Raw genomic sequence first — 25,589 nt, 5'->3', positions numbered from 1 at the left:
ATACAGTATGTTCAATGCATTATTTGTAAATATAAAAGGTCGATTAATATGGCATTTGATTACGGAAAGAATACTATAAAAATTAAAAACCCATTTAAACTTGAGGGACTTTTTGATGTTGCTCAAGGCTTAATAATTCTTATTCTTGGAATTATTTTGGTTTTTAAAATAAGAATAAGCTTAAGTGAAAATATGAAAGAGATAGCTTGGGTAGAGCTTTTTGCAGCACTTATTTTTATAGGCTTTAGTTTAAGATCGATCATAACTGGATGTGTGAGGATGTTTCGTTTTTTGGTGGGAAGGAATATGCCTTCAGATTTGTCACCATTCCCTTATGGTGAAGAGACCATCGAAAAAGTTTTGATGAATAGGGCAAATCCGACTTTTATAGAGAAAAATGATTTCGTATCAAGATTAATTATTAGTCTTTTTAATAAGTTTTTATTTCTACCGATAGGGTTTAGAAATTTAATAGAAGCTATTTCTTCCATAATATTGAGCTATCTGATATTGGTTGTCGTTTTTTTAATTGCTGTTTTCTCTACTTCTATTGGTTTAATCAATCTTACCGATAAAGAAGCTATTATCAATATATTTGGCATCTTATTTTTAATACAGCAGTTATATATCTGGTTTAAATATCGCCCTTCAAAGGCTAGGATTTCACAGATGCATCCAAATGTATTTGGATTTCGAAATATTGTAATTACAATTGTTCTTGCAATTTTAACACCTGTAATTCTTGAGGTTGCTACTAGACAAGGTCTCTTTTTACCTAGACTTGATATTAATATTGGTGTTCCAATATTTTTACTTTTTATATTTTCTTCTTTAGTTACATTTTGTGCCTATTATCTGTCGGCTAGTCGTTTAAAGACTCTTGATCCAGAAACAGATGTTAGTGAATATAAAGAACACTTACAATTAGCTGTTCATCCTAAAGATTTGTTTAGGTGTTTTGAGATGGAGATGGCTAATAAGCGTTATAAGGAAATGCCGAATAGAGTTTATAAAGCGATTAAGCCCGTTTTGGAGTTGGAAGGAAGTGAAAATAAAGGAAGTTTTCATGGGAGTACAGTTCAGGAAACTCAGCCAACGGTTAAAGAGAATGAACTGCCTTTAATGGCACAAAAAATTAGGCTGATAACTGCTATATTAGGTCGTGTATTCTTTGTTATTAGCGCCTTATATTTATTTTTCAGTATTGGATCATTAGGGTCGAATACAACACTAGGGGCAATATTTAATCTTTTTTATTATCCTTTATTGTTAGGTGTTTTTGCCCATTTCTTAACTCGAATTGCCCATCTGTTCTATTCTGAAGTTCAATTCTCATCTTATCTGGTTCATTTCTTTGCTGATGGAACTTATAGCGAATCTCAGGTATCTACAGGGATGTCGGTATATGATAGTAATAGAAGTGAGAATACGGTTACTAATACTAGTTCTACATCATGGATACTGGTAAGTGAAATTATAACTTCTACTTTTGCTGATTCTTCAACAAGAAATCTTGAAGGGAATAGGTATATTTTAGAAATGTATAAAGCTGAGGAATTTTTAGAAGATATTGTTGGAAGTTTTAATGATTATCTAAAGAATAGAGACTTATTAGTTGGATTCAATTCTAAGGAAGATTATGAGCGTTCATTAAACTTCCATAAGCTTAATGAGATTACACGAGCAAATAAAAATGCAAGTAATGAGGCTATTGAAACGGTTGTTGAGAGAGAAAAGCTACAAGAATAATTAGTCTGAGATTTTATTTTTAATTCATAAATGCCTCCTAACCAAGGAGGCATTTTTAGTTTCAAACTTCATATTCTAAAAGCAATGTCCATTTTCGTTTATTAATTTCTTGGCGATAAGTCGACGTGATGTTTTACTATCTAAGCCACTATGCTTGGTAAAGCGTTTGATACCAAGTAGCATCATTCTTAATTCATCACCTTCGGCAAAAGAGTTAAGAGCATCCTTTGCATTTTTGTTAATACGATCAGCTGCATCGTATATAAAAACTTCGACCATGGCTATTTGTTCTTTGTATGAGTCAGAATCCTTGAGCTCTATCAATTTTTCAACTCTTAATAGTATTGATTCAGCCAAGTAACAATCCATTATGATGTCTGAAATATTCATTAGGATCTCCTGCTCTTGGCCTAATTTCTGCATAAACTTTTGAGCAGCAGCACCAGCGACCAAAAGAGCAGCTTTCTTAAAGTTTGCCACGAGTTTATTTTCCCTAACGAATAAGCTCTCATCTATTTCACCAAAATCAGGAATAGACATGAGTTCTTTGGCAACCGCTTGTGATGCTGATAAAAGAGGAAGTTCATTCTTAAAAGCTTTTTTCAGCAGAAAATCTACTGTCAGCATGCGATTGATTTCATTAGTGCCTTCAAAAATTCTGTTGATTCGGGAATCGCGATAAGCTCTTTCCATAGGAGCTTCGCTTGAATAGCCCATACCTCCATAGATTTGAACACCTTCATCAACAACAAAATCTAAAGCTTCAGAGGCTGATACTTTGAGGATAGCAGCTTCGGCCGCAAATTCTTTTTGAGCATGAATAACGGCATTTTCTTTACTCATTCCCTGCTCAATAAATTCTGATATATTATTTTTAATATCGTTGCTACAGCGATAAAGAGCAGATTCTATTGCAAATAAGCGAATGCTTTGTTCAGCCATCTTAGCTTGAATAGCCCCAAAGTTTGATATGGTTTTACCAAATTGAATACGTTCGTTAGCATATTTCACCGAATTTGTAATGACATTCTTCCCAGCTCCTAAAACAGCAGCAGCCAATTTTATTCGGCCATTATTTAAAATGTTTAAAGCTATTTTGAAGCCCAAACCTCTTGCGCCAAGTAGATTATCTACAGGAACAAGACAATCTTCAAAAAACATCATGCAGGTTGAAGAACCTTTAATTCCCATTTTTTTCTCTTCTTGCCCAAGCTTAATGCCATTGTAGGTCTTCTCAACGATAAAGGCACTCAAATCCTTGTCATCATCAATTTTTGCAAATACGGTATAAACATCTGCGAATCCTCCATTGGTAATCCACATCTTTTGGCCGTTTAGGATGTAATGCTTGCCATCATCACTTAAACATGCTTTTGATTTACCTGAGTTCGCATCAGATCCAGCTCCTGGCTCTGTTAGGCAATAGGCACCTTTATATTCTCCGCTTGCTAATTTTGGGAGGTATTTGTTTTTTTGTTCATCCGTTCCATAATATAGAATTGGAAAAGTCCCAATACCAACATGAGCAGCATATGCTACGGCAAAAGAACTGAATGTTCCCATAATTTCAGTACTTAACATGGACGTGTTGATATCCTGCCCGAAACCATCATATTCCTCTGGAACCGATATGCCAAGAAGTCCAAGTTCTCCCGCTTTTTCTAAAAGTTCAACCATCAAACCATCTTGTTGGTTGTCGATATTATCTAGATTAGGGAGAATCTCTTTCTCAAGAAAATCACGGCATGTTTCCTTAATCATGATTTGTTCTTCCGAGAATTCTTCTGGAATGAATATGTCTTGAGGCTTCGTTTCTTTTACTAAGAATTCACCGCCTTTGGGATATTTTTTCGTTGTCATATCTGAGGATTTAGAGTTCTTACTACTTGAGATTATATGATAGTGTGATTTTTTTCTGCGGTTTAGAACACTTCGAATATACCTGCTGCACCTTGCCCTGATCCAACACACATACTTACCATGCCATATCTTTGTTTTTGCTTTTTCATTTCGTGAATCAACTGTACAGTTAGCTTTGTTCCAGTACAGCCTAGAGGATGACCTAATGCAACTGCACCTCCATTTATATTGGTAATCTCAGGATTTATATTGAGTTCCCGCATAACTGCTAAGGCTTGAACAGCAAATGCTTCATTCAATTCCAGTTGTTCAATTTGATTCATTTTCAGACCTGTTCTTTTTAAGATTTTAGGTATGGCTTCAATAGGCCCAATTCCCATATGTTTAGGTTCTACACCGGCAACGGCATAATTAACGAAGCGGGCTATAGGTTCAACATTAAGCTCCTTCAACATTTTTTCAGATACAACTAACACAAAAGCAGCTCCATCTGAGGTTTGAGATGAATTTCCAGCCGTTACACTTCCTTTCATATCAAACACAGGTCTTAGTTTGCTTAAGCCTTCTATTGTCGTATCTTTTCGAGGACCTTCATCTTGCGAAATTGTATGTTCTTTAGATTCTAATATGTCGTTTTCATTTACAAATTTTTCAATAAGTGTAATAGGTACAATTTCTTCTGCAAAGCGTTTGTTATTAATGGCTTCAATAGCCTTTCTGTGAGAGTGGTATGCGAATTCATCCTGATCTTCACGTGAAATATTGTATTTTTTCTGTAGCGCCTCGGCAGTTATCCCCATATTCCAATACCAATCCGGATTATTTTGGGCAATGTCCAGATTAGGTACTACACGCCATCCACCCATGGGTATCATTGACATGGACTCAGCGCCACCAGCCAAAATACAATCTGCTAGTCCCATCTCAATTTTTGAGGCAGCAATAGCTATGGATTCTAGTCCAGAAGAGCAATATCGATTCACAGTCATACCTGGAACAGTGACAGTATTCAAGCCCATTAATGAAATCATTCTGCCCATATTTAAGCCTTGTTCACCTTCTGGCATTGCATTTCCAACAATAACATCATCAATTTGCTTACTGTTAATCATCGGAAAACTCTTCATGATATCTTGAACAACTCTCGCAGCCAAATCATCAGGACGAATTAAACGTAGCTTGCCCTTTTTTGCTTTTCCAACTGCTGTTCGTTTTGCGGCTATTATATATGCGGTCATAGTAATTGGTATTATAGGTTGATCTATTGAATAGGATGCTATTTACTAGATTTAGTTTCGTGAAATTTTTCCTTTTTGTAATAGGCTTTGCATACGTTCTAAGGTTTTTTTCTGTTGGCAAAGTTTCACAAAGGTTTTTCGTTCTAGGTTTAAAAGATAATTCTCGGAAACCTGAGAAGGTTCATTTAATTCACCACCACTAAGTATTTTACCAAGTTCAATTGAAAGGTGTTTGTCGTATTCTGAAATGAAGTTTCCAACTTGCATGCCATCTGCACCTGAATAAACCAGACTAAGTCCTTCGTTGCCAAGAACAGTAATATCCTTAGGAGGAATAGGAGGCGTATAAGCTTTTTCTATCATTAATAAAGCAGCTTGTTTTGCATATTTGAGTTGATGCTTTCTACTAACGACAATCTCGTCCACATCTTTTCGGAGATAACCTAAATCGAAGGCTTCATGAGCTGAAGTCGAAACTTTAGCTTGTCCGATGGTTAGGAATTTATCTCTAAATCGGTTAATTCGGACATCATCGGTTTTCATTTCGTTGGATAAACGCAAGGCAAACTCTTTCGAGCCACCACCTGCAGGGATAACACCAACTCCAAGCTCAACTAAGCCGATATAGGTTTCGGCATGTGCAATAACCTTATCGCAATGCATGGTAATTTCACAACCGCCGCCTAAAGCCATATTATGGGGAGCAGCTATAACAGGGAATGGTGCGTACTTGAGCTTTAGCATGGTGTTTTGGAACGTTTTTACAACCATGTCCAACTCTTCATACTCTTGTTCGATAGCCAACATGAAAACCAAACCTATATTTGCACCAGCAGAGAAATGATCACCTTCGTTTGAAATGATAAGAGCTTGATGATCTGCGTTAGTCATTTCAATGGCTTTGTTGATGCCTTGAATGATTTCACTGCCTATGGTATTCATCTTAGAATGAAATTCTAAATTAATGATGCCATCACCTAGATTGATAATGCTACAGCCTTCGTTTTTCCATAATGTTTGACTCGAACGGATGTTCTTTAGTGAAATGAATTGTTCAGATCCAGGAATTGTGATATGTTTATTGGAGCTGATATCGTAATACTGCTGGTGTCCATCCTGAAGCTGGTAGAATGATTCTTTTTTCTCCATCATTTCATAAATCCAGGCAGCTGGTTTCATACCGAGTTTTTCCATTTGAGGAATGGTTTTTTCAAGTCCCAAACTATCCCAAATTTCAAATGGGCCTATTTCCCATGCAAATCCAGCGCACATGGCTTCGTCAATTTTATATAGATCATCTGTTATCTCAGGAATACGATGCGAGATATAAGTGAAAAGTCCAAAGAAGAGTTTCTGGTAAAATAGATTGATTTTTGAATTGCCCGAAATCAAACTTTTAATTCGCTTTGTTAATTTAGGGAGCACTTTTGCTTTTTCAAACTCTGGAATCTTTAATTTTTGTTTTGCCTGATATCCAAACGTATCAAGATTTAAGCTTAGTATCTCTGATTGACCATCTTCTCCTTTTACTTTTTTATAGAATCCCTGTTTTGTTTTGGAACCCAGCCATTTTAGCTCTATCATTTTTTGAATACTATCAGGAACTAAAAAGGTGTCCTTAGCTTCATCATGAACTAAAACTTTTTGCAAGTTTTGGGCGACAAAAACTAAGGTGTCTAAGCCGACTACATCACAAGTTCTAAAGGTTGCTGATTTTGGTCGACCAATAATAATACCTGTTAATTTATCTATTTCTTGAACTGATAAATCCATTTCTTCCATTAAATGTACAACTGACATCATGGAATATATACCGACTCTATTAGCAATAAATGCAGGAGTGTCCTTGCATGAAACGACTGATTTTCCAAGAAATCGTTCTCCAAAGTGGGAGAGGAAGTCCAATACTCCCTTAAGAGTTTCTTTTGCTGGAATAATCTCCAATAATTTTAAATATCGTGGTGGATTAAAAAAGTGAGTTCCACAGAAATATTGTTTGAAATTTTCACTTCTTCCCTGAGTTAATATTTGAATTGGAATTCCAGACGTGTTCGTGGTAATTAGTGTGTTCTCTTTTCTGTAGAGTTCAATTTTCTCATAGAGATTCTTCTTTATCTCAAGGTTTTCTACCACAACTTCAATTATCCAATCACAATCCGCAATTTTGGGCAGGTCATCATCAAAATTTCCGAGACTGACTCTTTTTGCAAATGCCTTTTTATATAAAGGATCTGGCTTTAGTTTTAGGGTTCGATTAAAAAGTTCGCTTGTAATTCTATTTTTAACCTGTGGATGATTCAAATCAAGTCCCAGCTTTTGTTCTTTCTCATTAAGATCTTTTGGGGCTATATCAAGCAATAAGACTTCTATTCCAATATTGGCAAAATGACAAGCTATTTGAGCTCCCATGACACCAGCTCCAAGTACAGCAATCTTTTTTATTTTGAAATTCATATGTTCGGAATTTGAAATTGTATAGATAGAATATGATTAGTTCGTATAAATATCTTTTATGATATCTCGATACTTTTGTCTTAGAACCTTACGCTTTAATTTAAGTGTTGGTGATAGTTCTCCCGTTTCTGGTGCCCAGGTATCTGTTACTAAGCGCATGCTTTTTATGCGTTTGGGGTGATCAAAACTCTTATTGTTTTTTATCAATTCACGCCAAATACGTTTTATGATTCGATGATTACTAATGATCTGTTCTCTATCACTGTAGGTGATGAATTTATGTTTAGCGTAGGATTCTAAAAATTCAAAATTTGGTGAAATAATTACAGCAGGGAATCGTTCTGATTCTCCAATCACGATCACTTGATCGATAAATGGCGATTCTTTCAGCTTGTTTTCCATTACTTGTGGTGCAATGTAAATTCCTCCAGATGTTTTAAATATCTCTTTCTTTCTATCTGTGATTTTTAAAAATCGACCTTCCTCAATACAACCAATATCTCCTGTATGAAACCAGCCATCCTTATCGATAACTTGATTGGTCAAATTAGGATCTTTATAATAGCCAAGCATAATATTGGGACCTCTAGCCAGTATTTCGCCATCATCTGCAATTTTAACTTCTACATCTTTTAAAAGCGGTCCTACAGTTCCAAATCGGATATCAGGCCAAGTGCTTTGATTGGCAGCTATAATAGGAGAGGTTTCCGTTAAACCATATCCTTCCTGAACAGGAATGCCTGCCGCCCAAAACAGACGTTCTAATCGAACTTGAAGTGCAGCACCCCCTGAACACATAAATAAGATATTCCCCCCTAATGCTTCTTGCCATTTGATAAAGATGAGTTTTCTTGCAATTTTTAGTTGAAATTCATACCATTCTCCATTGGCTCTATTCAATTCATATCGGTAGCCTAAGTTTACGGCCCAGTTGAATAGGATACGTTTTACGAAGCTTAAGCTTTTACCCTTAGCCATAATTTTATCGTAGACCTTCTCTAAAAGGCGAGGCACAGTTGCAAAGCCATGCGGTTTTATTTCCTTTAAGTTATCACCAATCGTATCCATACTTTCGGCATAATAGATACTTAAGCCTTTGTATTGATATTGGTAGTTAACCATTCTCTCATACACATGATTTATGGGCAGAAAACTAAGTACTTTATGAGAAGAATTCAGGACTAGTCGTTCCGCAGAGGCCAGCACATTACTTAGGAAATTGTGATGTGAAAGCATAACTCCCTTTGGTGTACCAGTCGTTCCTGAGGTGTAAATGATTGTTAATAAATCTTTGGGTGAGATATTTTTTTTTATCTCGATAAGATTTTCTTTTAGTTTGTTTTCTACTTTTTCTCCTAGTTCAACTAATTTTCCCCAGTTAGTAACTCCATTAATTTCATTGAATGCGTATACCTTTGGTATAGTATCTTGACTACCTAAAGCTTCTTGAATTTTGGCATAGTGTGTTTCATCTGCAACGAAAATAGCCACAGGCTTGCAATGTTCAATAATAAAATTGTAACTCTTGCTTCCAATTGTAGGGTAAAGTGGGACGTGTACCAAGCCGGTTTGCGATAATGCCATATCCAAAAAATTCCATTCGGGTCGGTTGTTAGATATGCTTATAACACGATCTCCTTTCTTGAAACCCAATTCGAGAAAAGCATAGGACAATAGGTTTGCATTACGGATATAGTCTTGAGTACTAAAACTAATCCATTCCCCATTTTCTTTCTTTACTAGAGCAGATTTTTTATCAGAGAAATGTTCTTGATAATTATCTAATAAATCGAATATGCGCGATACCATAAGCCTATGTTTTCGTGTTAAAATGACTTTAAGTTGGCGTATGCCTATAAAAAGTATACTAATGACAGAGGGGAAATTCATAAGACTGACGAGACTTATAAATTAAAGATAGCGAGACTCAACTGCACAAATCGGTAAAACTGTTTCGCTATGAAATGAGGATTTCTTTTAGATCCTTATTAAAAGTTAAGCAAAACTTTTTTGAAATGGAAAAATATTTTTTGAATGGCCTATATCCTTATTTGGAAGGAATTTGTTCGCTCTAGTCGGGCTGAATAGATTTGTTAACGATATTCTGATTTTTGATATGCTTGTATTACAAAAAAAAAGAGCTTATCTCTTCTGAGATAAGCTCTGTATATTATATTCTTTTATTGACTAGTCTATTATAAGCTTGTAATTGTCGATTTGCTGAAATCCTCTTAGGAAATCTCCAATTTTCATTCTCTTTTTACCTGCCATTTGAATGGTTATAAGGTTTAGGAAACCACCATCAACTGCAACTTTAAAGTACGTTTTTTTGTCACTTAAAAGTGTTCCAACAGGGTGGGAGTGAGATTCAAGTTCTTTATTTGCTGCATAAATTTTAACTGCAACTTTTTTATTATTAGTATCACCTAGTTCTGTCCAAGCGGCAGGATAGGGACTTAAACCTCTAATGTGGTTGTGAATACTTTCGATTGATGAAGACCAATTAATCTTACAATCATCTTTAAATATTTTTGGAGCAACTTTTAGTATTTCATCTTCTCTCACCAAATCTTCTTGAGGAACCTGAGGATAATCATTTGCCTCAATTGCTCTAATGGTTTTAACAACTAGTTTTGAACCAATTTCCATTAGCTTATCGTGAAGAGTTTCAAGATTATCATTTTCTCCAATACTCACTTTCTCTTGGAAAATAACATTCCCGGTATCAATTTCCTTTTGTAAGAGGAAGGTTGATACGCCTGATTCCTTGTCGCCATTCATAATTGCCCAATTGATAGGAGCAGCTCCACGATAGTGAGGAAGTAAAGACGCATGTAGGTTTAGAGTGCCATATTTTGGCATATCCCAGACCATTTCAGGTAACATCTTGAATGCAACGACTACTTGTAAGTCTGCATTTAAAGCTTTTAGTTCAGCGAGGAATGTCTCATTTCTAAATTTTTCAGGTTGTAGAATAGGAAGACCTTTCTCAAGGGCATATTTTTTGACCGCTGACTCTTGAATTTTTTGTCCTCTACCGGCAGGCTTATCAGGATTTGTAATAACCCCAACAACATTGCATCCAGCTTCAATTAAAGCATCAAGAGGCGCTACTGCAAACTCAGGAGTTCCCATATAAATAATTCGTAAGCTATTTTTAGTCATATCGGTCTTTTTTATTCTTTTAATGTTCGATTACCTTTGGTATGCTTTGGGAAATATGGACAATGTTTACATCCGTTTCCGCAACAATAGCCTCTTTCACTTAAGTATTTATGTGTTAAAATACGATAGCCATCTGGGCTCATATAGTAATCTATATCTGGTTTTAAATCGTCGAACATGGTATTGTGTAATTTGAATGAATTAATTCTCTAGAAACGAATCTATTGGACTTCCAGAAATTGTTCCATCTTCTCGTTTTTAACTGTAACTGAAAGGTGATAATGTGAAATCTTCCAATTCCCATCTTTTAAACGTAGAACCCCAGAGGCTCTGCAAACGCCCATCCAGGTGTTGAGTAATTCGTTGAACCAAGCAGTCTTCCCATCTTCAGAGAAATAGATTTTTCTATCGAATGCTTTAAAATCCCAAGCTTTCCCTTTTTTAAAATAAGGTTCACAAAAGTTGAAGAATTCTGATTTTGTCCACCTTTCAGATGCATCAGTTCCGATATAAATCGCATGGTCATCTAAGGCTGAAAAATATGCATCAAGATTAGCGTTGGTGGCAGCTAGATGCCAATTGTCTAGAAGTGTATTTATGTCTTTAGGGGCTGTTGTCGTTTCGTTTTGACATGCTCCTAAAGAAAGTGATAATGCAATGATGAATAGTATTTGCTTAAGCATCTTTTTTAGAAAAAAGTTTAATCGGATTAATCTTTTTAAAGAAGTTGATGTAAGAATCAATATTTAGGATGCCAGAATCGGTTGTTGCCTTATAAGTAAGAACAATACCCAATGGGAGAATCACTAATGAAGAAATCCACATCCCCATAAATGGGGATAAGGCAAGTTCTCGAGCTGCTCTTTCACCAGTCATCGAAATGATATAGTAGATGATAAAGAATAGAACAGAAACGATAACAGGCATTCCTAAACCACCTTTTCTGATGATAGCACCAAGTGGAGCTCCAATAAAGAAAAAGATAATACAAGCGAAAGACAAAGTAAATTTACGATGCCATTCGTTTACGTGTTTCTGAATCCATTTTTGTTTGGATTTTTGAATCGATATGTTTCTTGAAATACGATCCTTTGACTTACGGCTATAACTTAAAGCATTTCCAACTGATGTTAGTTTATCACTTAAGTTTAGATGCTGATATAATGAATCTGCACTCCAGGTTTTAGCATTTAAAAGGATTTGACGAGTCGAATCTTTACGTGATGCTTTGCTTTCTTTTTTGAAATATTGATAGCTAGATAACTGATGAGCTAACCTATCCTTTTCATCTTGTAATTGATCTTCAAGCGTATCTCTTTGATTAGAAAGTTGCTTTAAATTTAGCATTCGGTACGAATTTCGGAATTTATCCTCATCGGTTCTTTTTAGTTCGTTACCAGGTAAGCTAATTGTGGTTTTGTATAAATCGAATTTAACCCTTTGAGATGGGTGTTTTTCTTTATCTTTACGTTTCCTTTTTTTCACATCTTTATACATGATACCACTATAAAGAGTTAGATCCATAAACAACTTGTCAGCACTGGTTGACATGACACCTGAGTCAGCAACAGTTACCTGATTATTTCCCTGACCATCTCTATGATCATAGATCAACAGATCGTGAATCATACCTGTTTCTTTATTGATGGGGCCAACCTTAATGCCAAAACCATCTAAGTCACTGGTGAAAATACCTTCTTTCAAAATCAATTCAGGGTTTTGATGCTTGATGTCGTAAAGAAGAGCGCTGGTTTTAAGCGAAGCAACTGGCATGACGTAATTGGAGAAATAGAAAGCTCCCAAACCAATGAATATGACCAGAATGACTAGGGGACGCATTATTCTCTGCAAGGAAATTCCTGCAGCCTTCATGGCAATCAGCTCATAGTTTTCTCCCATGTTTCCAAAAGACATAATGGATGCCAAAAGAATGGCAAGGGGAAGTGCCATGGGCACAAGCGTAGCTGAAACATAGAACATAAACTCCATAATTACAGTCCAGTCTAAACCTTTACCTACAAATTCATCAATATAGCGCCATAGGAATTGCATGAGCAAAACAAACATGCAGATAAGGAAGGTAAATGTTAAAGGACCTAAAAAGCTTTTTAGTATAAAGGAGTGTAGTCGTTTCATGGATCTGGTATTCAAGAATAAGTATCAAACGAGTTTGATTGACTTAATACAAGCTTATTTTATAATGCAAAAAAAAGACCAGGTGAAAATGAGTCTGGTCTTATAGGTACAAAAATAAAATATTTTATCAGGAATATATGTTTTTGAGTGTTAAAAATTATGCACCCAACACATGTTTCAATTCCGAAATTTGAGAGTCCCAGAGTTCCATGTTTTCTTCAATTTCATCTTCATCGGCAAAATCGGTAATGATTAATGACAAGTCGTTGGTTAAGGCATCAATTTCAAATTTGAATTCGAAATAAGAGTCTTCATCCTCGCTGTCTAGCCAATGAAATCTTATGACCTGATTATCCTTCTTATGGATCATCTCAGCTTTTTGCTCAGATCCTTCCCATTCGAAAGTGAAAATTTTTCCTTTTTGATTCACATTATCTGCAAACCATTCGGATAAGCCACTCGAAGTACTTAAGCGTTCAAACAATAGCTTTTGTGAAGCGCGAATGACATATTCTAAATCGTATTTTGTCATGTTTTTTGTTTTCTTGTCAATTTGAAATATTCCTAAATCTTTATTCTATAGATGCCTGATTTTTATATCGCATCTCCAATGTGTCCTCTAATATTTGCGCTCAAAAATAGCAAATATTATTTAATATAATTATCTTTTGTTACTTATTCTAAATATGGGTATAAAACTAAGGGATTAGTGCTTTTGCTAGCTTTATTTTGTATAAGATATACAAAAAATAATTATAATTAGTGGTCGTATCTTGTTTTAAGAGTAATTTGAAAAGATTCTGAAAGAGAAGTATAAAAAAAAGGCTTAGAAAAATCTAAGCCTTTTTGAGTAGCGAGAGGCGGGGTTGAACCGCCGACCTCATGATTATGAATCATGCGCTCTAACCAACTGAGCTACCTCGCCGTTTCTCAATTGCGATGCAAATATAGTATCTATTTTCAATTATAAAAATCTTTTTTTTGATTTTTTGGAATTTTGATTGAATGGCTTCTGAAACCTATTAAAATAGAGGCTTCTGTGAAGAATTATTTTTTTTGGAACTGATGTCCAAAAAAAAAAGGCTTAGAAAAATCTAAGCCTTTTTGAGTAGCGAGAGGCGGGGTTGAACCGCCGACCTCATGATTATGAATCATGCGCTCTAACCAACTGAGCTACCTCGCCGTTTCTCAATTGCGATGCAAATATAAAGGCATTTCTGAATAAAAAAAAGGATGATCATGAATTTTGTTTAAAAATATTTTTCGTGAGAATAGGTGTCTTTGTATATTAGAGACTTAGCTCCAAATATTTTTTTTGAAATATTTTACTCCCAAGCTTATTTTTTAATGAAAGCGGATATAAGCCTATGTTTATTGGTGTTTCTAGATTGTTTTATTTCAATCGAGGTTCAATAAAAAAGCCAATTTGAGATTTGTTGTTGATTTATTTTAAAAAAAAACAATTCTAAGGCAATAATTTAATGATCGTTTTTATCGGTTGATTTTACTGTGATAATAGTATCTTTGTCTGCCTTTCAAAAAGGAGATAATTTTGAATTTTAAATCATATAAAACACAATACTATGACTAACAATTGGTTTGAATGTAAAGTGAAGTACGTTAAAATTGATGAAAACGGAAAAGAGAAGAAAGTAACAGAACCTTACTTGATAGATGCCGTCTCTTTTACGGAATCAGAAGCTCGTATTCATACTGAATTAGAGAAAATGATTCATAGTGATTTTATTGTGACTAATATAAGTAAGTCGAATATCAGTGAATTGTTTCCTAATGAGAATGGAGATCGTTGGTTTAAAGCTAAGACGAGTTTCGTTACTGTAGATGAGGAATCAGGTAAAGAGAAGAAATCGAATAATTATATGTTGGTTGAGGCCAATAATGTAAAAGATGCCTATGAGTACCTTACTGAAGGTTTAAGTGACATGATTGTTCCTTTTGAAATTCCATCGGTTACTGAGAGTCCTATAATGGATGTATTTCCTTTCTTTAAGGATGAAATCAATGAGGAGATTCCTGGAAATTTAAAACCAATTTCTGAAATTGAAACGGCTTCTTCAGATTTCGAATAAAGACCTACATAAATAGAATCGAATGGGGAGCTGCTTTTTAAAGTAGCTCCTTTTTTATTGTTCTATCTTGATACCAACTAAAATTTGCATTGGATTTTTACGGAAACGTTTGTTTTCTGTTGAAAAACATTTTTGATTTTCTTATTTATGTGAATTATCTTTGTCTTTATGTGTGACTCAGTATTCTGTATATCAATGATATATGTCGAGGTTTGATTTTGTTTTAGAAAAATATTGAAATTGCATTGAAAAAGTGGACAAAATCTGATTGAAGCTTTACATTTGTTGCATAAAGTTATCTATAAAATGACGCTAGTTATTAGCCTTTTTCGAGTGTTGATAATTAGCAAAAGCATACAATATGAAGACTAGAAAAGAACACGATTTATTAGGAGACAGAGAAGTTTGTGCTGAGGCATATTATGGAGTTCAAACCCTAAGAGCAATTGAAAACTTTGATATTTGTGGTGTTAAACTGAGTGCATATCCAAAATACATCAAAGCTTTGGCTATCGTTAAGTTGGCTGCTGCAAAAGCAAACAACGATTTGGGATTATTGTCTGACGAAATAACCAATGCAATTATTGCTGCTTGTGAAGAACTTATAGATGGGAAATTGGTAGATCATTTTCCTGTTGATATGATTCAAGGTGGTGCTGGTACTTCGACCAATATGAATGCCAACGAAGTAATTGCTAACCGTGCTTTAGAGATTCTAGGACATGAAAAAGGGGAGTACAAATATTGTCACCCAAACAATCATGTGAATCTTTCACAATCTACCAATGATGCTTATCCTACAGGTATTAAAATTGGTTTGATGTTGATGAACGAAGATCTAGTTGCTAATTTAACAACACTTGTTGCTTCATTTAGAGCAAAAGGTGTTGAGTTTAGCGATGTTATCAAGATGGGTCGTACTCAGTTGCAAGACGCCGTACCTATGACATTGGGTCAGGAATTCGAAGCTTGGGCTGAAAACTTGAGCGAAGAAATTGAGCGTTTGAATCAAAATGCTAAATTATTCCTTGAAGTAAACATGGGTGCTACTGCTATCGGAACAGGTATTAACTCTGAGCCTGAGTATTCAGGATTATGTGTTAAGCATTTGTGTGATGTTACAGGTATGCCTATTGTATTGGCTGGTAACCTTATTGAGGCTACTCCTGATACTGGGTCATACGTAATGTACTCGTCAGCAGTGAAGCGTTTGGCTATCAAACTTTCTAAAATTTGTAACGACCTTCGTTTGCTTTCTTCGGGTCCACGTTGTGGATTCAATGAGATCAACTTACCTGCAATGCAACCAGGTTCTTCTATTATGCCAGGAAAAGTAAATCCTGTTATCCCAGAAGTTGTAAACCAAGTTGCTTATAAAGTTATTGGTAACGACCTAACTGTAACATTTGCATCTGAAGCAGGTCAATTACAATTAAACGTAATGGAGCCAGTTATTGTTCGTTCTTTATTCGAGTCGATGGAGATGTTGGAGAATGCAATGTCTACATTAAGAGAGCGTTGTATTGATGGCATCACTGCTAATGTTGATCATTGTAGAGATATGGTGATGAACTCTATCGGTATTGTTACTGCAGTAAACCCAACTTTAGGTTACGAAGCATCTTCTCGAATTGCCCAGCGTGCATTGGCTGAAAACAGATCTGTTTACGATTTGATTCTTGAAGAAGGATTATTGACTAAAGAGAAGCTTGATGAGATTCTTGCTCCTGAGCGTATGATCAAGCCACAGAAATTTATTAAGGCTTAATCCTTAGGATTACAATATATAGAAAGAGCCATCCTTTGGGATGGCTCTTTTTTTATATTTGAATGTCTGTATAGTCCTAAAATAGCGTTGTATTAAAAGACAATTATGAAAGAAAAGTAAAAGGAATTCATAGAATTACAGAATTAAATATTTCAATTCTGAAAATTATGATATTATGGAGATTTATTTCCTTTTTAGGGAGTCTTTTGATAATCGTGATATTATTAAGAATGTTTTTATTGGTTGAGAACTATTTTTTTGATTGTCTTAATCCAATCAGGATTATCGTTTAAACTTTCAACCAATACGAGTTTTTCGCCACCATTCTCTTTGAATAGTTCCGTAAATTCACCGCCAATTTCTATGGTTGTTTCCAAGCAATCTGCAACAAAGGCAGGACTGAATACCATGATATTTTTCTTACCTTCTTTTGCCAGTTTAACCATTAGTTTATCGGCAAATGGCTCAAGCCAATCCTTATCTAATCTCGATTGAAAGGCAACGGTATATTTATCTTGTGGAATATTCAGTTCCTTAGCAATTAGCCTTGCATTTTCGTAGCAAGTTGCTTTATAGCAATAGTAATCGGTTTCGCGCTTAAATTCCTTATCACAATCGCAAGTTTTGCAATTTCGATGAGGATGTACTTTGTTGATTTGTCTGATAGGCAAGCCATGGAACGAAAATACAAAGTGATCAAAACTTGTCAAATCATGTTTCAATGCATTATTGGCAATAATTTTGATGTAATCAGGATCCTCGAAAAACTGATTGATGATATTAACCTCTGGAATTACTTCCCAAGATTTCATCAGTTCCATTACCCTTTCGATAGTTGAACCGGTAGATGAAGAAGCGTATTGTGGATACATTGGAAAAACAATTAATCGCTCAGGCATCTCGCTCTTTATTCTAGCTAAAACACTAGGGAGTGATGGTTCCTTATACCTCATAGCCAATTCGACCTTGTAGTCATTACCAAGCTCTTCTTGCAACATGCTTTTCACCTTCTCTCCATATAGCATCAATGGTGATCCTTCAGGAGTCCAAAGTGCTTTATATATTTTGGAAGAATTTTTAGCCCTGAATGGAATGATAATCAGATTGACTAAAAATTTACGTAGAAGCCATGGAATATCAATGACCCTTTTATCGTTTAGGAATTCTTTCAAATAAGATCGAACATCTTTGACGCTTGGACTATTGGGTGTGCCAAGGTTAATAAGAAGAATAGTCGTTTTTTTATTCATATTGAATTATAGATAGATCTTTTGTGAAGATATTAAAAATGACTCAATCAGCAAGATTCCAAAACTCGCTCTATAGATATTGAAGCCAGTTGATACCTTTCTTTAGTAGATTGATGGTGTTTGCCTCTTCAGAACCGTCTTTAATTTCATATTGATATGTCCATTTTACTTCAGGAGGCATACTTACTAATATAGATTCAGCACGTCCGTTGGTGTCAATGCCAAAGCGAGTTCCTTTGTCTTGCAGAAGATTAAATTCCACATAGCGTCCTCGTCTGTGAAGTTGCCAATCTTTTTCCTGCTCGTTGTAAGGCGTATCAACTTTCTTTTTCATGATAGCCGCATAAAGAGGTGCAAAGAGTTGCCCAATTTCTATTACAAAATTGAATAATTCTTCTTTTGATAGCCCTTCTGATTCATTTAAGTGATCAAAGAAGATACCGCCCACACCTCGTGTCTCTTCTCTATGGCTTAGGTAGAAATAATCATCAGCCCATGTTTTAAATTTTGGATAGAATTCTGAATGGTGTTTATCACAAACCAATTTAAGTGCTTGATGAAAATCAGCCGCTTCTTTTTTGTCGATATAAATAGGAGTTAAGTCAATTCCTCCACCAAACCAATAAGTCCCATCTTTAAGCTCAAAGTACCGAACATTCATGTGAATAATGGGAATATGAGGATTTTCTGGATGCATGATAAGAGATACACCAGTAGCAAAAAACTCATCGCAATTCACTTTTAGCTTTGTTTTAATTTTTGAGGGTAAGTAGCCATGAACCGCAGAGAAGTTGACGCCGCCTTTTTCTATAATCTTACCATTGGATATAACGCGAGATCGACCGCCACCGCCACCATCTCTATCCCAAATGTCTTCTTCAAACTTGGCTTTTCCATCGGTACTTTCAATGGTTTGAGTAATTGTATCTTGGAGTGCTTTAAATTGATCAGCTATTTGTTCTTTAGTCATTTGAACGATTTAATCAGTTGTTTTATTCTACTTTTCAGTTGCCTTTAATTATTTCTTCTTACCGAAGCGAAATCGACTAAGCATTTTCTTTTCAAAAGCCCAAAAGAATCTGAATTGCCCAAGAATTGAACCTACAATAATGAGTAGAACTTGGTAGGATGGTGTGATGATTAGAATACTCATTGGAATTTTTACCCAAAGGCTTGTTGTTGCATCAATACCTAGATATTCAAATATGGGGCGACGCACCATTACCGAAAGAGATCCAGTTACAGAAAAGGTAAGGAGTATAAGAGTCAGTTGAAAGTTATTTTCAATCTGCCATCTATTTTTAAGTTTTTGAAGCATTTATCTTTTGTTAATGAATTCCCAATGATTAAAATACATGGTTATATATTGACTCAAAGATAGAATAAAATACTTCTTTGTCTTTAAATATAGTTTTAGATTATTATTGTAATTATTTATGAGAGTATAGAGCAAAAAAAAGGATGCCCAATAGGACATCCTTTCATTATATATTATTGGAAGATATGCTTATTTAGCAACTCTCTCCAACCATTTAATCATAAACATGATTGTAGTCATTGAAATTGCACAAGCAATAACAAAAATACTCCAAGTCATCCAAACAGGAATAGACTCATAAAGTATTGCGCCAATAAATAATAAACCATTTCCTAAAGCGGTAGCACCTAACCATCCACCTTGCATCAAACCTTGATACTGAGGAGGAGCTACTTTAGAAACAAATGATATTCCCATTGGGCTAATGAAAAGCTCAGCTACAGTAAGAATAAAGTATGTACCAGCAAGTAAAAAAGGAGTTACACGGTTTATGTCAGCTAGAGGAGTTCCACCGTTAGAAGTGCTTACTTCATTAAATAATGGTAAACCAAATGATCCAAGCATCATAAGAACAAAACCTAGCATAGCAATACCCATACCGATAGCAATTTTCTTTGGAGTAGAAGGTTCTATTCCTTTATTTCTTAGGTAACCAAATATAGCTACTAGAACAGGAGTTAGTCCTACTACAAATATTGGATTCATAGCTTGAAATACTTCGGCACCCTTAAATGTAATTCCGCCTAAAGAAAATACTAATAGACTAAGATCCGTATAATCTCTAGCAAACATTGTTAGAGTTAATCCATTTTGGTGGAAAGAGAACCAGAAGAAAATCACCACACCGAATACTGCTAATAAAGCATACATTCTTTGAGCAACTTCTTTTGCTTCCATTTTAATTTCGTCAGTAATTTCACCTGGAGCCGCTTTTACTTTTGGATCTGGGAAATTCTTTTTGTTTACCAAGTAAACAACAGTAGAGATTGCCATTGCAATAATTGCAACTCCAAAAGCATAATGGAAACCTTCATTAAATACATTTAAGTACTCATTAGAGAAAGATGTTAAATCAGCAATACTACCTCCTGTAGTTTTTTCAGCAGCTATTCTAAAATTAGCTTCTGATTCTGGAGTTAAAGAACCACTAAGGAAAGAATGGCAATATTCAGGTAAACTACCATCATATTTGAAACCAGATTTACTCAACCACCAGTTACGAACACCAATAGCAGTAAAAGGAGCAAAAATAGCACCTACATTTATGAAAGCATAAAATAAAGAGAAACCTGAATCTCTCATTGCACCAAACTTAGGATTGTCATACATTTGACCAACCAAAGCCTGAAGGTTACCTTTAAATAGACCGTTACCAAAAGCGATTACAAATAATCCTCCTATTGAAATACTTAAATAAAGTGGAACATTAGCAACTGGAGTAGGTGTAGGAATAGCCATAATTAGGTATCCGACACTCATAAGAATCAAACCAACAAAAATAGTCCCTTTAAAGTTTTGAATCTTATCAGCAATAACACCACCTACTAAAGCAAGAATGTAAATTGAGAAATAGAACCCAGAATAGATGTAACCAGCATCAGTTCCTGATAAACCAAATTTAGCTTGTAAGAATAATACCAAAATAGCCATCATGGTATAAAATCCGAATCTCTCGCCCATATTTGCTAAAGCGGCAGGAATCAGACCTTTAGGATGTCCTTTAAACATAAGTTGTTTGTTTTAATTATTAATAGTTTTTACTTGTTTTCTGAGATGGACAAATATATAAAAATATTACAAGGCTGAGGCGTATTTATACGTTTATGGTATTATTTAAAACGTTTCCGTAATATGCAATCTTTAAAGTTTTTATCTTTGATAGAGAGATCAATGATTCCACGATTTAGTACGCTAATTTATTAAATCGATAAGTTCAACACAATTACCAAATAGATGAAAATATTTTGTTCGAAACAAGTTGCTGAAATTGATGCTTATACAATTAAAAATGAACCTATATCTTCAATTGATTTGATGGAGAGAGCTTCTTTGAAATTATATGATTGGATCATTAAGCGATATTCTGAAAATCAAAATTTCAAAATAATTGTTGGACCCGGCAATAATGGAGGTGATGGTTTGGCTTTGGCACGGATGCTTGCTAAAGCGAATTTTCAAGTGGAGGTCTATCTTGTTAAAATAAGTAGGCATTTATCCACAGATTGTCAGATGAATCTTGATCGATTGAAGAATCAGAATGCTGTTTCTGTTATTGAGATTACAAGCTTAGAAAATTTTCCGATTCTTATGGAAGAATGTATAGTGGTAGATGCTTTGTTTGGTTCTGGTTTATCTCGACCGTTGGATGGTTTAGTGAAAGATGTGGTGAAAATAATTAATGATACAGACGTTGAAGTTGTATCCATTGATATGCCATCCGGTTTATTTGGGGAAGATAATTCTGATAATAAGCTTGATAATTGCATTCATGCTGATCATACTCTTAGTTTCCAATTTCCAAAACTGTCGTTTCTATTTCCCGACTGTGATGCGTGTGTAGGAGACTGGGAAGTCTTGCCTATTGGTTTACATCCTTGCATTATCGATGAATTGGTAAGTCCCTATCAGTTAGTTGAAGAATGCTTTATTAAAAGTTTACTAATAAAACGTCAGCGCTTTAGTCATAAGGGAACATATGGGCATGGTTTATTAATTAGTGGGAGCTATGGGAAAATGGGAGCTGCTATTTTAGCTTCTAAAGCCTGTTTGCGATCAGGTATTGGTTTGTTGAGTACGCATATTCCTCGTTTGGGTTATGATATTATGCAGACGGCTGTTCCCGAATCTATGGTGAGTATCGATCGTTCGGATATTATTTTTACGGAATATCCTGATTTAGAAAACTTCGATGCAATAGGTATTGGACCTGGAATAGATACGAAGTGTAATTCAACCAGAGCTCTAGAAGAATTGCTCCGTGAATGTGAGAAGCCATTGGTGTTGGATGCTGACGCTCTTAATATTATTGGAGCTAATAAGGGAATGAAGGCGATATTGCCTAAGGGCACAATACTTACGCCACATATGAAAGAGTTTGAAAGAATACTTGGAAAGAGTAGAGGTGCTTTTGATAGAAATGAGAAACAGAGGGCTTTCTCAAAAGAACAATCGGTGGTGATGGTTTTAAAGGGCGCTTTTTCTGCAATAACTGATGAAGATGGACGTTGTTATTTTAATCCTACTGGAAATCCAGGAATGGCAACTGCAGGAAGTGGTGATGTTCTCACGGGAATAATATTATCTTTGTTAGCACAAGCTTATTCTTCGTTGCATGCTGCACTTATTGGAACATATGTGCATGGCTTAGCTGGTGATTTAGCTGCTGAGGAAGTTGGTGAAGATGCCTTAATTGCAAGTGATATTGTGAAATTTTTGCCTGAAGCTTGGAAGAATCTTAGATCTTAAAAAAGAAAACTTGAGTGTAGTCTTTTAATATAATTGAAATAAAAAAGAAGATGTTTAGACTAGTAGTAAAAATGATGCTGGTAGCTGCGTTTAGCATGCAGTTTATTACAGTAGAAGCTCAAAAACGAAGAGCTGATTTAGATGTACCGTCAACTGTTGTTTATGCTTTGCCGCAAACAGTTTTAAATGTTGATGTCCTTGTAGAAAAGAAGATCCAGAAAGTAGGGCCATTTGCTAGCTTTTCTGAGAAATATATTGGTATTACCCCTAAGATAACATCTGATGCGATTAAATGGAATGTAAAATCTATTGCTGTTTCTGAGAAATGTGAAGTTGATCCCCAGAATTTTTATAAACTGACAAGTGTAGGGAATTATAAGCCTAATTTAATTCAGTTAACACCTGAAGGTTTGATTCATGGTTTTAATATGAATATATCTAATGTGGAAGAGGAAATGGCTTTTACTTCTATAAATGAAAATGTTGAAGTTCAAATTGAATATGGAAAATTCTCGATTGACCCTAATTTGTTGATCAAGAAGGATACGGTTTATAAAGTGGTTGAAACTGATACAGCTTTCATAAAGGTGCCAGAGTTGAAAGAAGTAGCTTTTGCAAAATCGATTGAAGATAAGGCTAAAGAGGCAGCTCATCAGTTATTTAAATTGAGAAAGCGTCGTTTTAAGATTCTTACTGCCAATTATGAGGTTTTACCTCCTGATGGCAAAGCTTACGAAATTATTGTTAGAGAATTGGATAAGTTGGAGAAGGAATATTTGGCACTTTTTCTAGGTAAAGAGGTAAGTGTGATGGAAAGCGGACAATTTACTTATAAGCCTGCTGCTAATGATAAGGGAGGCGTTCTTTTCCGTATTTCATCATCGAAGGGACTTGTTGATGTGAGTGATTTGAAAGCTGTACCTGTTCGTATAGAGTTTAAAAACCTTGCAGTTACCTCAGAACTTCCTGTTTTGCCTCAGGATCCTAACGTTCTTGCTAATTCATTAATTCATTATAGAATCCCTGGCCAAGCTGTGGTTATAATAAAAGGGAGGGATGTTTTGTATAAAGGAAATCATACTATTGCTCAGTTTGGAAAGGTAATGACTATGCCTTCACAGGTCTTGATGCATGAAGGGTATAGAATTGAATTCTATCCTAAGACCGGAGCTATAAAAAGTATTTCTAAACAGAAATAAGTTTAGATAATTTTAAAACAAGAAGAGGGAAAAACTGGTGTTTTTCCCTCTTCTTGTTATATAAACTCGGGTTTAATATATCAATTCACCTATACCTTCACGGATAATCTCAATTTCACCTGCAGTACAATCGATTATTGTTGAAGCCACATTGCGTCCAAAATCACCATCAATAACTAAATCAACATCTCTGCTGTATTTCTCATGAATGAGTTCCGGATCGGTGGTGTATTCAATAACTGAATCTGGATCATGGATGGAAGTAGTTATAATTGGATTTCCAAGTTCTTCCACAATGCCCAGTGGGATATAATGATCGGGTACTCTAATTCCTACACTTTTCTTTTTACTCTTAAATAGCTTAGGAAGATTACTGCTAGCAGGAAGAATAAAGGTGAAAGCTCCTGGTAGATTTTTCTTCATCATCTTAAAAATGCTATTATCTACCTTAGCATATTCTGACAAATTGCTTAGATTGTTACAGATGATTGAAAAGTTTGCTTTATCTGCTGCTACACCTTTTAATCTAGCTATTTTCTGAATGGCTTTATTGTTTGTAATGTCACAACCCATCGCGTAAACTGTATCCGTAGGGTAGATAATAACACCACCTTCTCGTAGAATTTCTGCAATTTTCCGAAACTCTTTGTAGTTCGGATTATCGGGGTAGAGTTTAAGTAGCATGTTCGATTATTAGAATATTTTGCTTAAAGGTATAAGTTTCCTTCAAATTCAGGTAGATATGGATTTAATAATCATGATTTTTTCTATTTAACCAAATGCGAACATTAATATGTAAGTGTCTGTTTTATATGATCATGGATTGGGAAATACTTTATTATAAGAATAATATTTAAAGCATATCGCATGTTTTATTGGGAGGAGTAAGGGCCTTTTTGATCAGAAGTTGATGATTTAATATAAAAATGGAGTCGTTTAAATTTGTGATTGTTTGAAACATGCGTATACAAAATAAGGAGCATAGCGCTCCTTATTCGTTGTGAATTCTGATATCAACTTAGCTGTTTAGCTTGTTGTAATCTGCAAGGAATTGCTCCAGGCCTTTATCAGTTAAAGGATGGTTTAATAAACCTGTAATGGCATTTAATGGACAAGTTGCTACATCGGCACCAGCCTCAACGCATTGTAAAATGTGCATCGTGTGTCGAATCGAAGCAGCTAATACTTCCGTTTCGAAACCGTAGTAGTTGAACATGTTGGCAATTTGGCGAATCAGATCGACTCCATCAGTTCCTATGTCGTCTAAACGACCAACGAATGGAGAAACGTAGCTTGCACCTGCTTTAGCAGCTAATAAGGCCTGTCCCACTGAGAAAATTAGTGTGCAGTTAGTGCTAATATTCATAGAACTTAAATGCCTTATTGCTTTAATACCAGCTTTTGTACATGGAACTTTAACAACGATTTGAGGATGTAAAGCAGCTAATTCTTCACCTTCTTCTATCATGCCTTCAAAATCAGTTGCAATTACCTCAGCACTTACGTCACCGTCAACGATATTGCAAATGTCTACATAGTGTTGATTGATCTTATCAGTGCCTTTAATGCCTTCTTTAGCCATAAGAGAAGGATTGGTTGTTACGCCATCTAGTACACCTAGATCCTGGGCTTCTTTAATCTGATCGAGATTTGCTGTATCGATAAAAAATTTCATGTTATTTGGGATTTGGGTTGGTTAATGATGATCGAAAATACATTATTTTTTTTGACCATCAAAGATGAACGGATTGTTCTTTTAGGAAGGAGAGAGTGATTTTTCTATAAACGAAAAAAAGAAAGCCGATCGACTTTCTTTTTTTCTTGTTTTGAGCCGGTAGCCGGATTCGAACCGACGACCTGCTGATTACAAATCAGCTGCTCTGGCCAACTGAGCTAT

Annotated in this window: 20 protein-coding genes and 2 tRNA genes; 5 read left to right on the top strand and 17 right to left on the bottom strand. The window is 35.2% G+C overall.

Annotation, left to right across the window (positions count from 1 at the left end; all coding sequences use genetic code 11):
• The first annotated feature begins 48 nt into the window (after positions 1 to 48).
• Positions 49 to 1,749 carry a hypothetical protein gene (locus tag ACXR6G_RS13110; RefSeq protein ID WP_458361887.1) on the top strand — a complete coding sequence of 567 codons (1,701 nt, stop codon included), beginning with the start codon at positions 49 to 51 and terminating at the stop codon, positions 1,747 to 1,749.
• 75 nt (positions 1,750 to 1,824) lie between these two features.
• On the opposite strand, the gene ACXR6G_RS13105 is transcribed toward ACXR6G_RS13110, so the two are convergent.
• The 11 genes from ACXR6G_RS13105 to ACXR6G_RS13055 form a co-directional block, all read right to left on the bottom strand.
• Entirely contained in the window at positions 1,825 to 3,609 is a 1,785-nt protein-coding gene (locus ACXR6G_RS13105; protein WP_458361886.1) for an acyl-CoA dehydrogenase family protein, read from the bottom strand.
• Positions 3,610 to 3,671: 62 nt separating this feature from the next.
• Positions 3,672 to 4,847: an acetyl-CoA C-acyltransferase gene (locus ACXR6G_RS13100; RefSeq protein ID WP_458361885.1), complete on the bottom strand. Its 1,176-nt coding sequence runs from the start codon at positions 4,845 to 4,847 to the stop codon at positions 3,672 to 3,674.
• Positions 4,848 to 4,898: 51 nt separating this feature from the next.
• Entirely contained in the window at positions 4,899 to 7,301 is a 2,403-nt protein-coding gene (locus ACXR6G_RS13095) for a 3-hydroxyacyl-CoA dehydrogenase/enoyl-CoA hydratase family protein (RefSeq protein ID WP_458361884.1), read from the bottom strand.
• 36 nt (positions 7,302 to 7,337) lie between these two features.
• Positions 7,338 to 9,110, bottom strand: coding sequence for an AMP-dependent synthetase/ligase (locus tag ACXR6G_RS13090; RefSeq protein ID WP_458361883.1), 1,773 nt, complete (start codon positions 9,108 to 9,110; stop codon positions 7,338 to 7,340).
• 378 nt (positions 9,111 to 9,488) lie between these two features.
• Positions 9,489 to 10,466: a methionyl-tRNA formyltransferase gene (gene fmt, locus ACXR6G_RS13085; RefSeq protein ID WP_458361882.1), complete on the bottom strand. Its 978-nt coding sequence runs from the start codon at positions 10,464 to 10,466 to the stop codon at positions 9,489 to 9,491.
• 11 nt (positions 10,467 to 10,477) lie between these two features.
• On the bottom strand, positions 10,478 to 10,645 hold the full coding sequence (locus ACXR6G_RS13080) for a DUF5522 domain-containing protein (protein ID WP_275124366.1): 168 nt from the start codon (positions 10,643 to 10,645) through the stop codon (positions 10,478 to 10,480).
• A 42-nt stretch (positions 10,646 to 10,687) separates the two neighbouring features.
• Entirely contained in the window at positions 10,688 to 11,149 is a 462-nt protein-coding gene (locus ACXR6G_RS13075) for a nuclear transport factor 2 family protein (RefSeq protein ID WP_458361881.1), read from the bottom strand.
• The gene (locus ACXR6G_RS13070) at positions 11,142 to 12,602 is read right to left on the bottom strand and encodes an LptF/LptG family permease (protein WP_458361880.1); all 1,461 of its coding nucleotides are present in this window, start codon (positions 12,600 to 12,602) and stop codon (positions 11,142 to 11,144) included. Before ACXR6G_RS13070 ends, ACXR6G_RS13075 begins: the two co-directional genes overlap by 8 nt.
• Before the next feature lie 157 nt (positions 12,603 to 12,759).
• A complete protein-coding gene (locus ACXR6G_RS13065; protein ID WP_458361879.1) occupies positions 12,760 to 13,134 on the bottom strand; it encodes an START-like domain-containing protein in 375 nt (124 codons plus the stop codon).
• A gap of 319 nt (positions 13,135 to 13,453) precedes the next feature.
• A tRNA-Met gene (locus tag ACXR6G_RS13060) sits at positions 13,454 to 13,527 on the bottom strand.
• Positions 13,528 to 13,711: 184 nt separating this feature from the next.
• Positions 13,712 to 13,785, bottom strand: a tRNA-Met gene (locus ACXR6G_RS13055).
• A 400-nt stretch (positions 13,786 to 14,185) separates the two neighbouring features.
• Between ACXR6G_RS13055 and ACXR6G_RS13050 the strand changes: the two genes are divergently transcribed.
• Complete coding sequence (locus ACXR6G_RS13050) at positions 14,186 to 14,692, top strand: DUF4494 domain-containing protein (protein ID WP_458361878.1); 507 nt, start codon at positions 14,186 to 14,188, stop codon at positions 14,690 to 14,692.
• A 361-nt stretch (positions 14,693 to 15,053) separates the two neighbouring features.
• Positions 15,054 to 16,460, top strand: a complete 1,407-nt coding sequence (gene aspA, locus ACXR6G_RS13045; protein WP_458361877.1) for an aspartate ammonia-lyase — start codon at positions 15,054 to 15,056, stop codon at positions 16,458 to 16,460.
• Between the two features lie 236 nt (positions 16,461 to 16,696).
• On the opposite strand, the gene hemH is transcribed toward aspA, so the two are convergent.
• From hemH to ACXR6G_RS13025, 4 genes are all read right to left on the bottom strand, one after another.
• Positions 16,697 to 17,710 (bottom strand): ferrochelatase, encoded by a 1,014-nt coding sequence (hemH, locus tag ACXR6G_RS13040; protein WP_458361876.1) that lies wholly within the window; start codon positions 17,708 to 17,710, stop codon positions 16,697 to 16,699.
• A gap of 70 nt (positions 17,711 to 17,780) precedes the next feature.
• A complete protein-coding gene (gene hemF, locus ACXR6G_RS13035) occupies positions 17,781 to 18,680 on the bottom strand; it encodes an oxygen-dependent coproporphyrinogen oxidase (RefSeq protein ID WP_458361875.1) in 900 nt (299 codons plus the stop codon).
• 48 nt (positions 18,681 to 18,728) lie between these two features.
• Entirely contained in the window at positions 18,729 to 19,028 is a 300-nt protein-coding gene (locus ACXR6G_RS13030) for a DUF6787 family protein (protein WP_458361874.1), read from the bottom strand.
• A gap of 189 nt (positions 19,029 to 19,217) precedes the next feature.
• Positions 19,218 to 20,756, bottom strand: a complete 1,539-nt coding sequence (locus ACXR6G_RS13025; protein ID WP_458361873.1) for a peptide MFS transporter — start codon at positions 20,754 to 20,756, stop codon at positions 19,218 to 19,220.
• Between the two features lie 225 nt (positions 20,757 to 20,981).
• On the opposite strand from ACXR6G_RS13025, the gene ACXR6G_RS13020 reads away from it, so the two are divergent.
• On the top strand, positions 20,982 to 22,493 hold the full coding sequence (locus tag ACXR6G_RS13020) for an NAD(P)H-hydrate dehydratase (protein WP_458361872.1): 1,512 nt from the start codon (positions 20,982 to 20,984) through the stop codon (positions 22,491 to 22,493).
• Between the two features lie 50 nt (positions 22,494 to 22,543).
• Complete coding sequence (locus ACXR6G_RS13015; RefSeq protein ID WP_458361871.1) at positions 22,544 to 23,692, top strand: DUF4831 family protein; 1,149 nt, start codon at positions 22,544 to 22,546, stop codon at positions 23,690 to 23,692.
• Positions 23,693 to 23,764: 72 nt separating this feature from the next.
• On the opposite strand, the gene ACXR6G_RS13010 is transcribed toward ACXR6G_RS13015, so the two are convergent.
• Together ACXR6G_RS13010 and fsa are read right to left on the bottom strand one after the other, a co-directional pair.
• The gene (locus ACXR6G_RS13010) at positions 23,765 to 24,376 is read right to left on the bottom strand and encodes an L-threonylcarbamoyladenylate synthase (RefSeq protein WP_458361870.1); all 612 of its coding nucleotides are present in this window, start codon (positions 24,374 to 24,376) and stop codon (positions 23,765 to 23,767) included.
• Between the two features lie 334 nt (positions 24,377 to 24,710).
• Entirely contained in the window at positions 24,711 to 25,367 is a 657-nt protein-coding gene (fsa, locus tag ACXR6G_RS13005; protein WP_458361869.1) for a fructose-6-phosphate aldolase, read from the bottom strand.
• Between the last annotated feature and the right edge of the window lie 222 nt (positions 25,368 to 25,589).

Source organism: Ancylomarina sp. YFZ004 (assembly GCF_054254355.1).
The sequence above is the reverse complement of the archived record's forward strand: the minus strand, read 5'-3'. Positions and strand labels throughout refer to the sequence as shown.

What these genes read in the sequence shown, in the direction of transcription:
- ACXR6G_RS13110 (WP_458361887.1), top strand. Translation starts at nt 49, where the DNA reads ATGGCATTTGATTACGGAAAGAATACTATAAAAATTAAAAACCCATTT.
- ACXR6G_RS13105 (WP_458361886.1), bottom strand. Translation starts at nt 3,609, where the DNA reads ATGACAACGAAAAAATATCCCAAAGGCGGTGAATTCTTAGTAAAAGAA.
- ACXR6G_RS13100 (WP_458361885.1), bottom strand. Translation starts at nt 4,847, where the DNA reads ATGACCGCATATATAATAGCCGCAAAACGAACAGCAGTTGGAAAAGCA.
- ACXR6G_RS13095 (WP_458361884.1), bottom strand. Translation starts at nt 7,301, where the DNA reads ATGAATTTCAAAATAAAAAAGATTGCTGTACTTGGAGCTGGTGTCATG.
- ACXR6G_RS13090 (WP_458361883.1), bottom strand. Translation starts at nt 9,110, where the DNA reads ATGGTATCGCGCATATTCGATTTATTAGATAATTATCAAGAACATTTC.
- fmt (WP_458361882.1), bottom strand. Translation starts at nt 10,466, where the DNA reads ATGACTAAAAATAGCTTACGAATTATTTATATGGGAACTCCTGAGTTT.
- ACXR6G_RS13080 (WP_275124366.1), bottom strand. Translation starts at nt 10,645, where the DNA reads ATGTTCGACGATTTAAAACCAGATATAGATTACTATATGAGCCCAGAT.
- ACXR6G_RS13075 (WP_458361881.1), bottom strand. Translation starts at nt 11,149, where the DNA reads ATGCTTAAGCAAATACTATTCATCATTGCATTATCACTTTCTTTAGGA.
- ACXR6G_RS13070 (WP_458361880.1), bottom strand. Translation starts at nt 12,602, where the DNA reads ATGAAACGACTACACTCCTTTATACTAAAAAGCTTTTTAGGTCCTTTA.
- ACXR6G_RS13065 (WP_458361879.1), bottom strand. Translation starts at nt 13,134, where the DNA reads ATGACAAAATACGATTTAGAATATGTCATTCGCGCTTCACAAAAGCTA.
- ACXR6G_RS13050 (WP_458361878.1), top strand. Translation starts at nt 14,186, where the DNA reads ATGACTAACAATTGGTTTGAATGTAAAGTGAAGTACGTTAAAATTGAT.
- aspA (WP_458361877.1), top strand. Translation starts at nt 15,054, where the DNA reads ATGAAGACTAGAAAAGAACACGATTTATTAGGAGACAGAGAAGTTTGT.
- hemH (WP_458361876.1), bottom strand. Translation starts at nt 17,710, where the DNA reads ATGAATAAAAAAACGACTATTCTTCTTATTAACCTTGGCACACCCAAT.
- hemF (WP_458361875.1), bottom strand. Translation starts at nt 18,680, where the DNA reads ATGACTAAAGAACAAATAGCTGATCAATTTAAAGCACTCCAAGATACA.
- ACXR6G_RS13030 (WP_458361874.1), bottom strand. Translation starts at nt 19,028, where the DNA reads ATGCTTCAAAAACTTAAAAATAGATGGCAGATTGAAAATAACTTTCAA.
- ACXR6G_RS13025 (WP_458361873.1), bottom strand. Translation starts at nt 20,756, where the DNA reads ATGTTTAAAGGACATCCTAAAGGTCTGATTCCTGCCGCTTTAGCAAAT.
- ACXR6G_RS13020 (WP_458361872.1), top strand. Translation starts at nt 20,982, where the DNA reads ATGAAAATATTTTGTTCGAAACAAGTTGCTGAAATTGATGCTTATACA.
- ACXR6G_RS13015 (WP_458361871.1), top strand. Translation starts at nt 22,544, where the DNA reads ATGTTTAGACTAGTAGTAAAAATGATGCTGGTAGCTGCGTTTAGCATG.
- ACXR6G_RS13010 (WP_458361870.1), bottom strand. Translation starts at nt 24,376, where the DNA reads ATGCTACTTAAACTCTACCCCGATAATCCGAACTACAAAGAGTTTCGG.
- fsa (WP_458361869.1), bottom strand. Translation starts at nt 25,367, where the DNA reads ATGAAATTTTTTATCGATACAGCAAATCTCGATCAGATTAAAGAAGCC.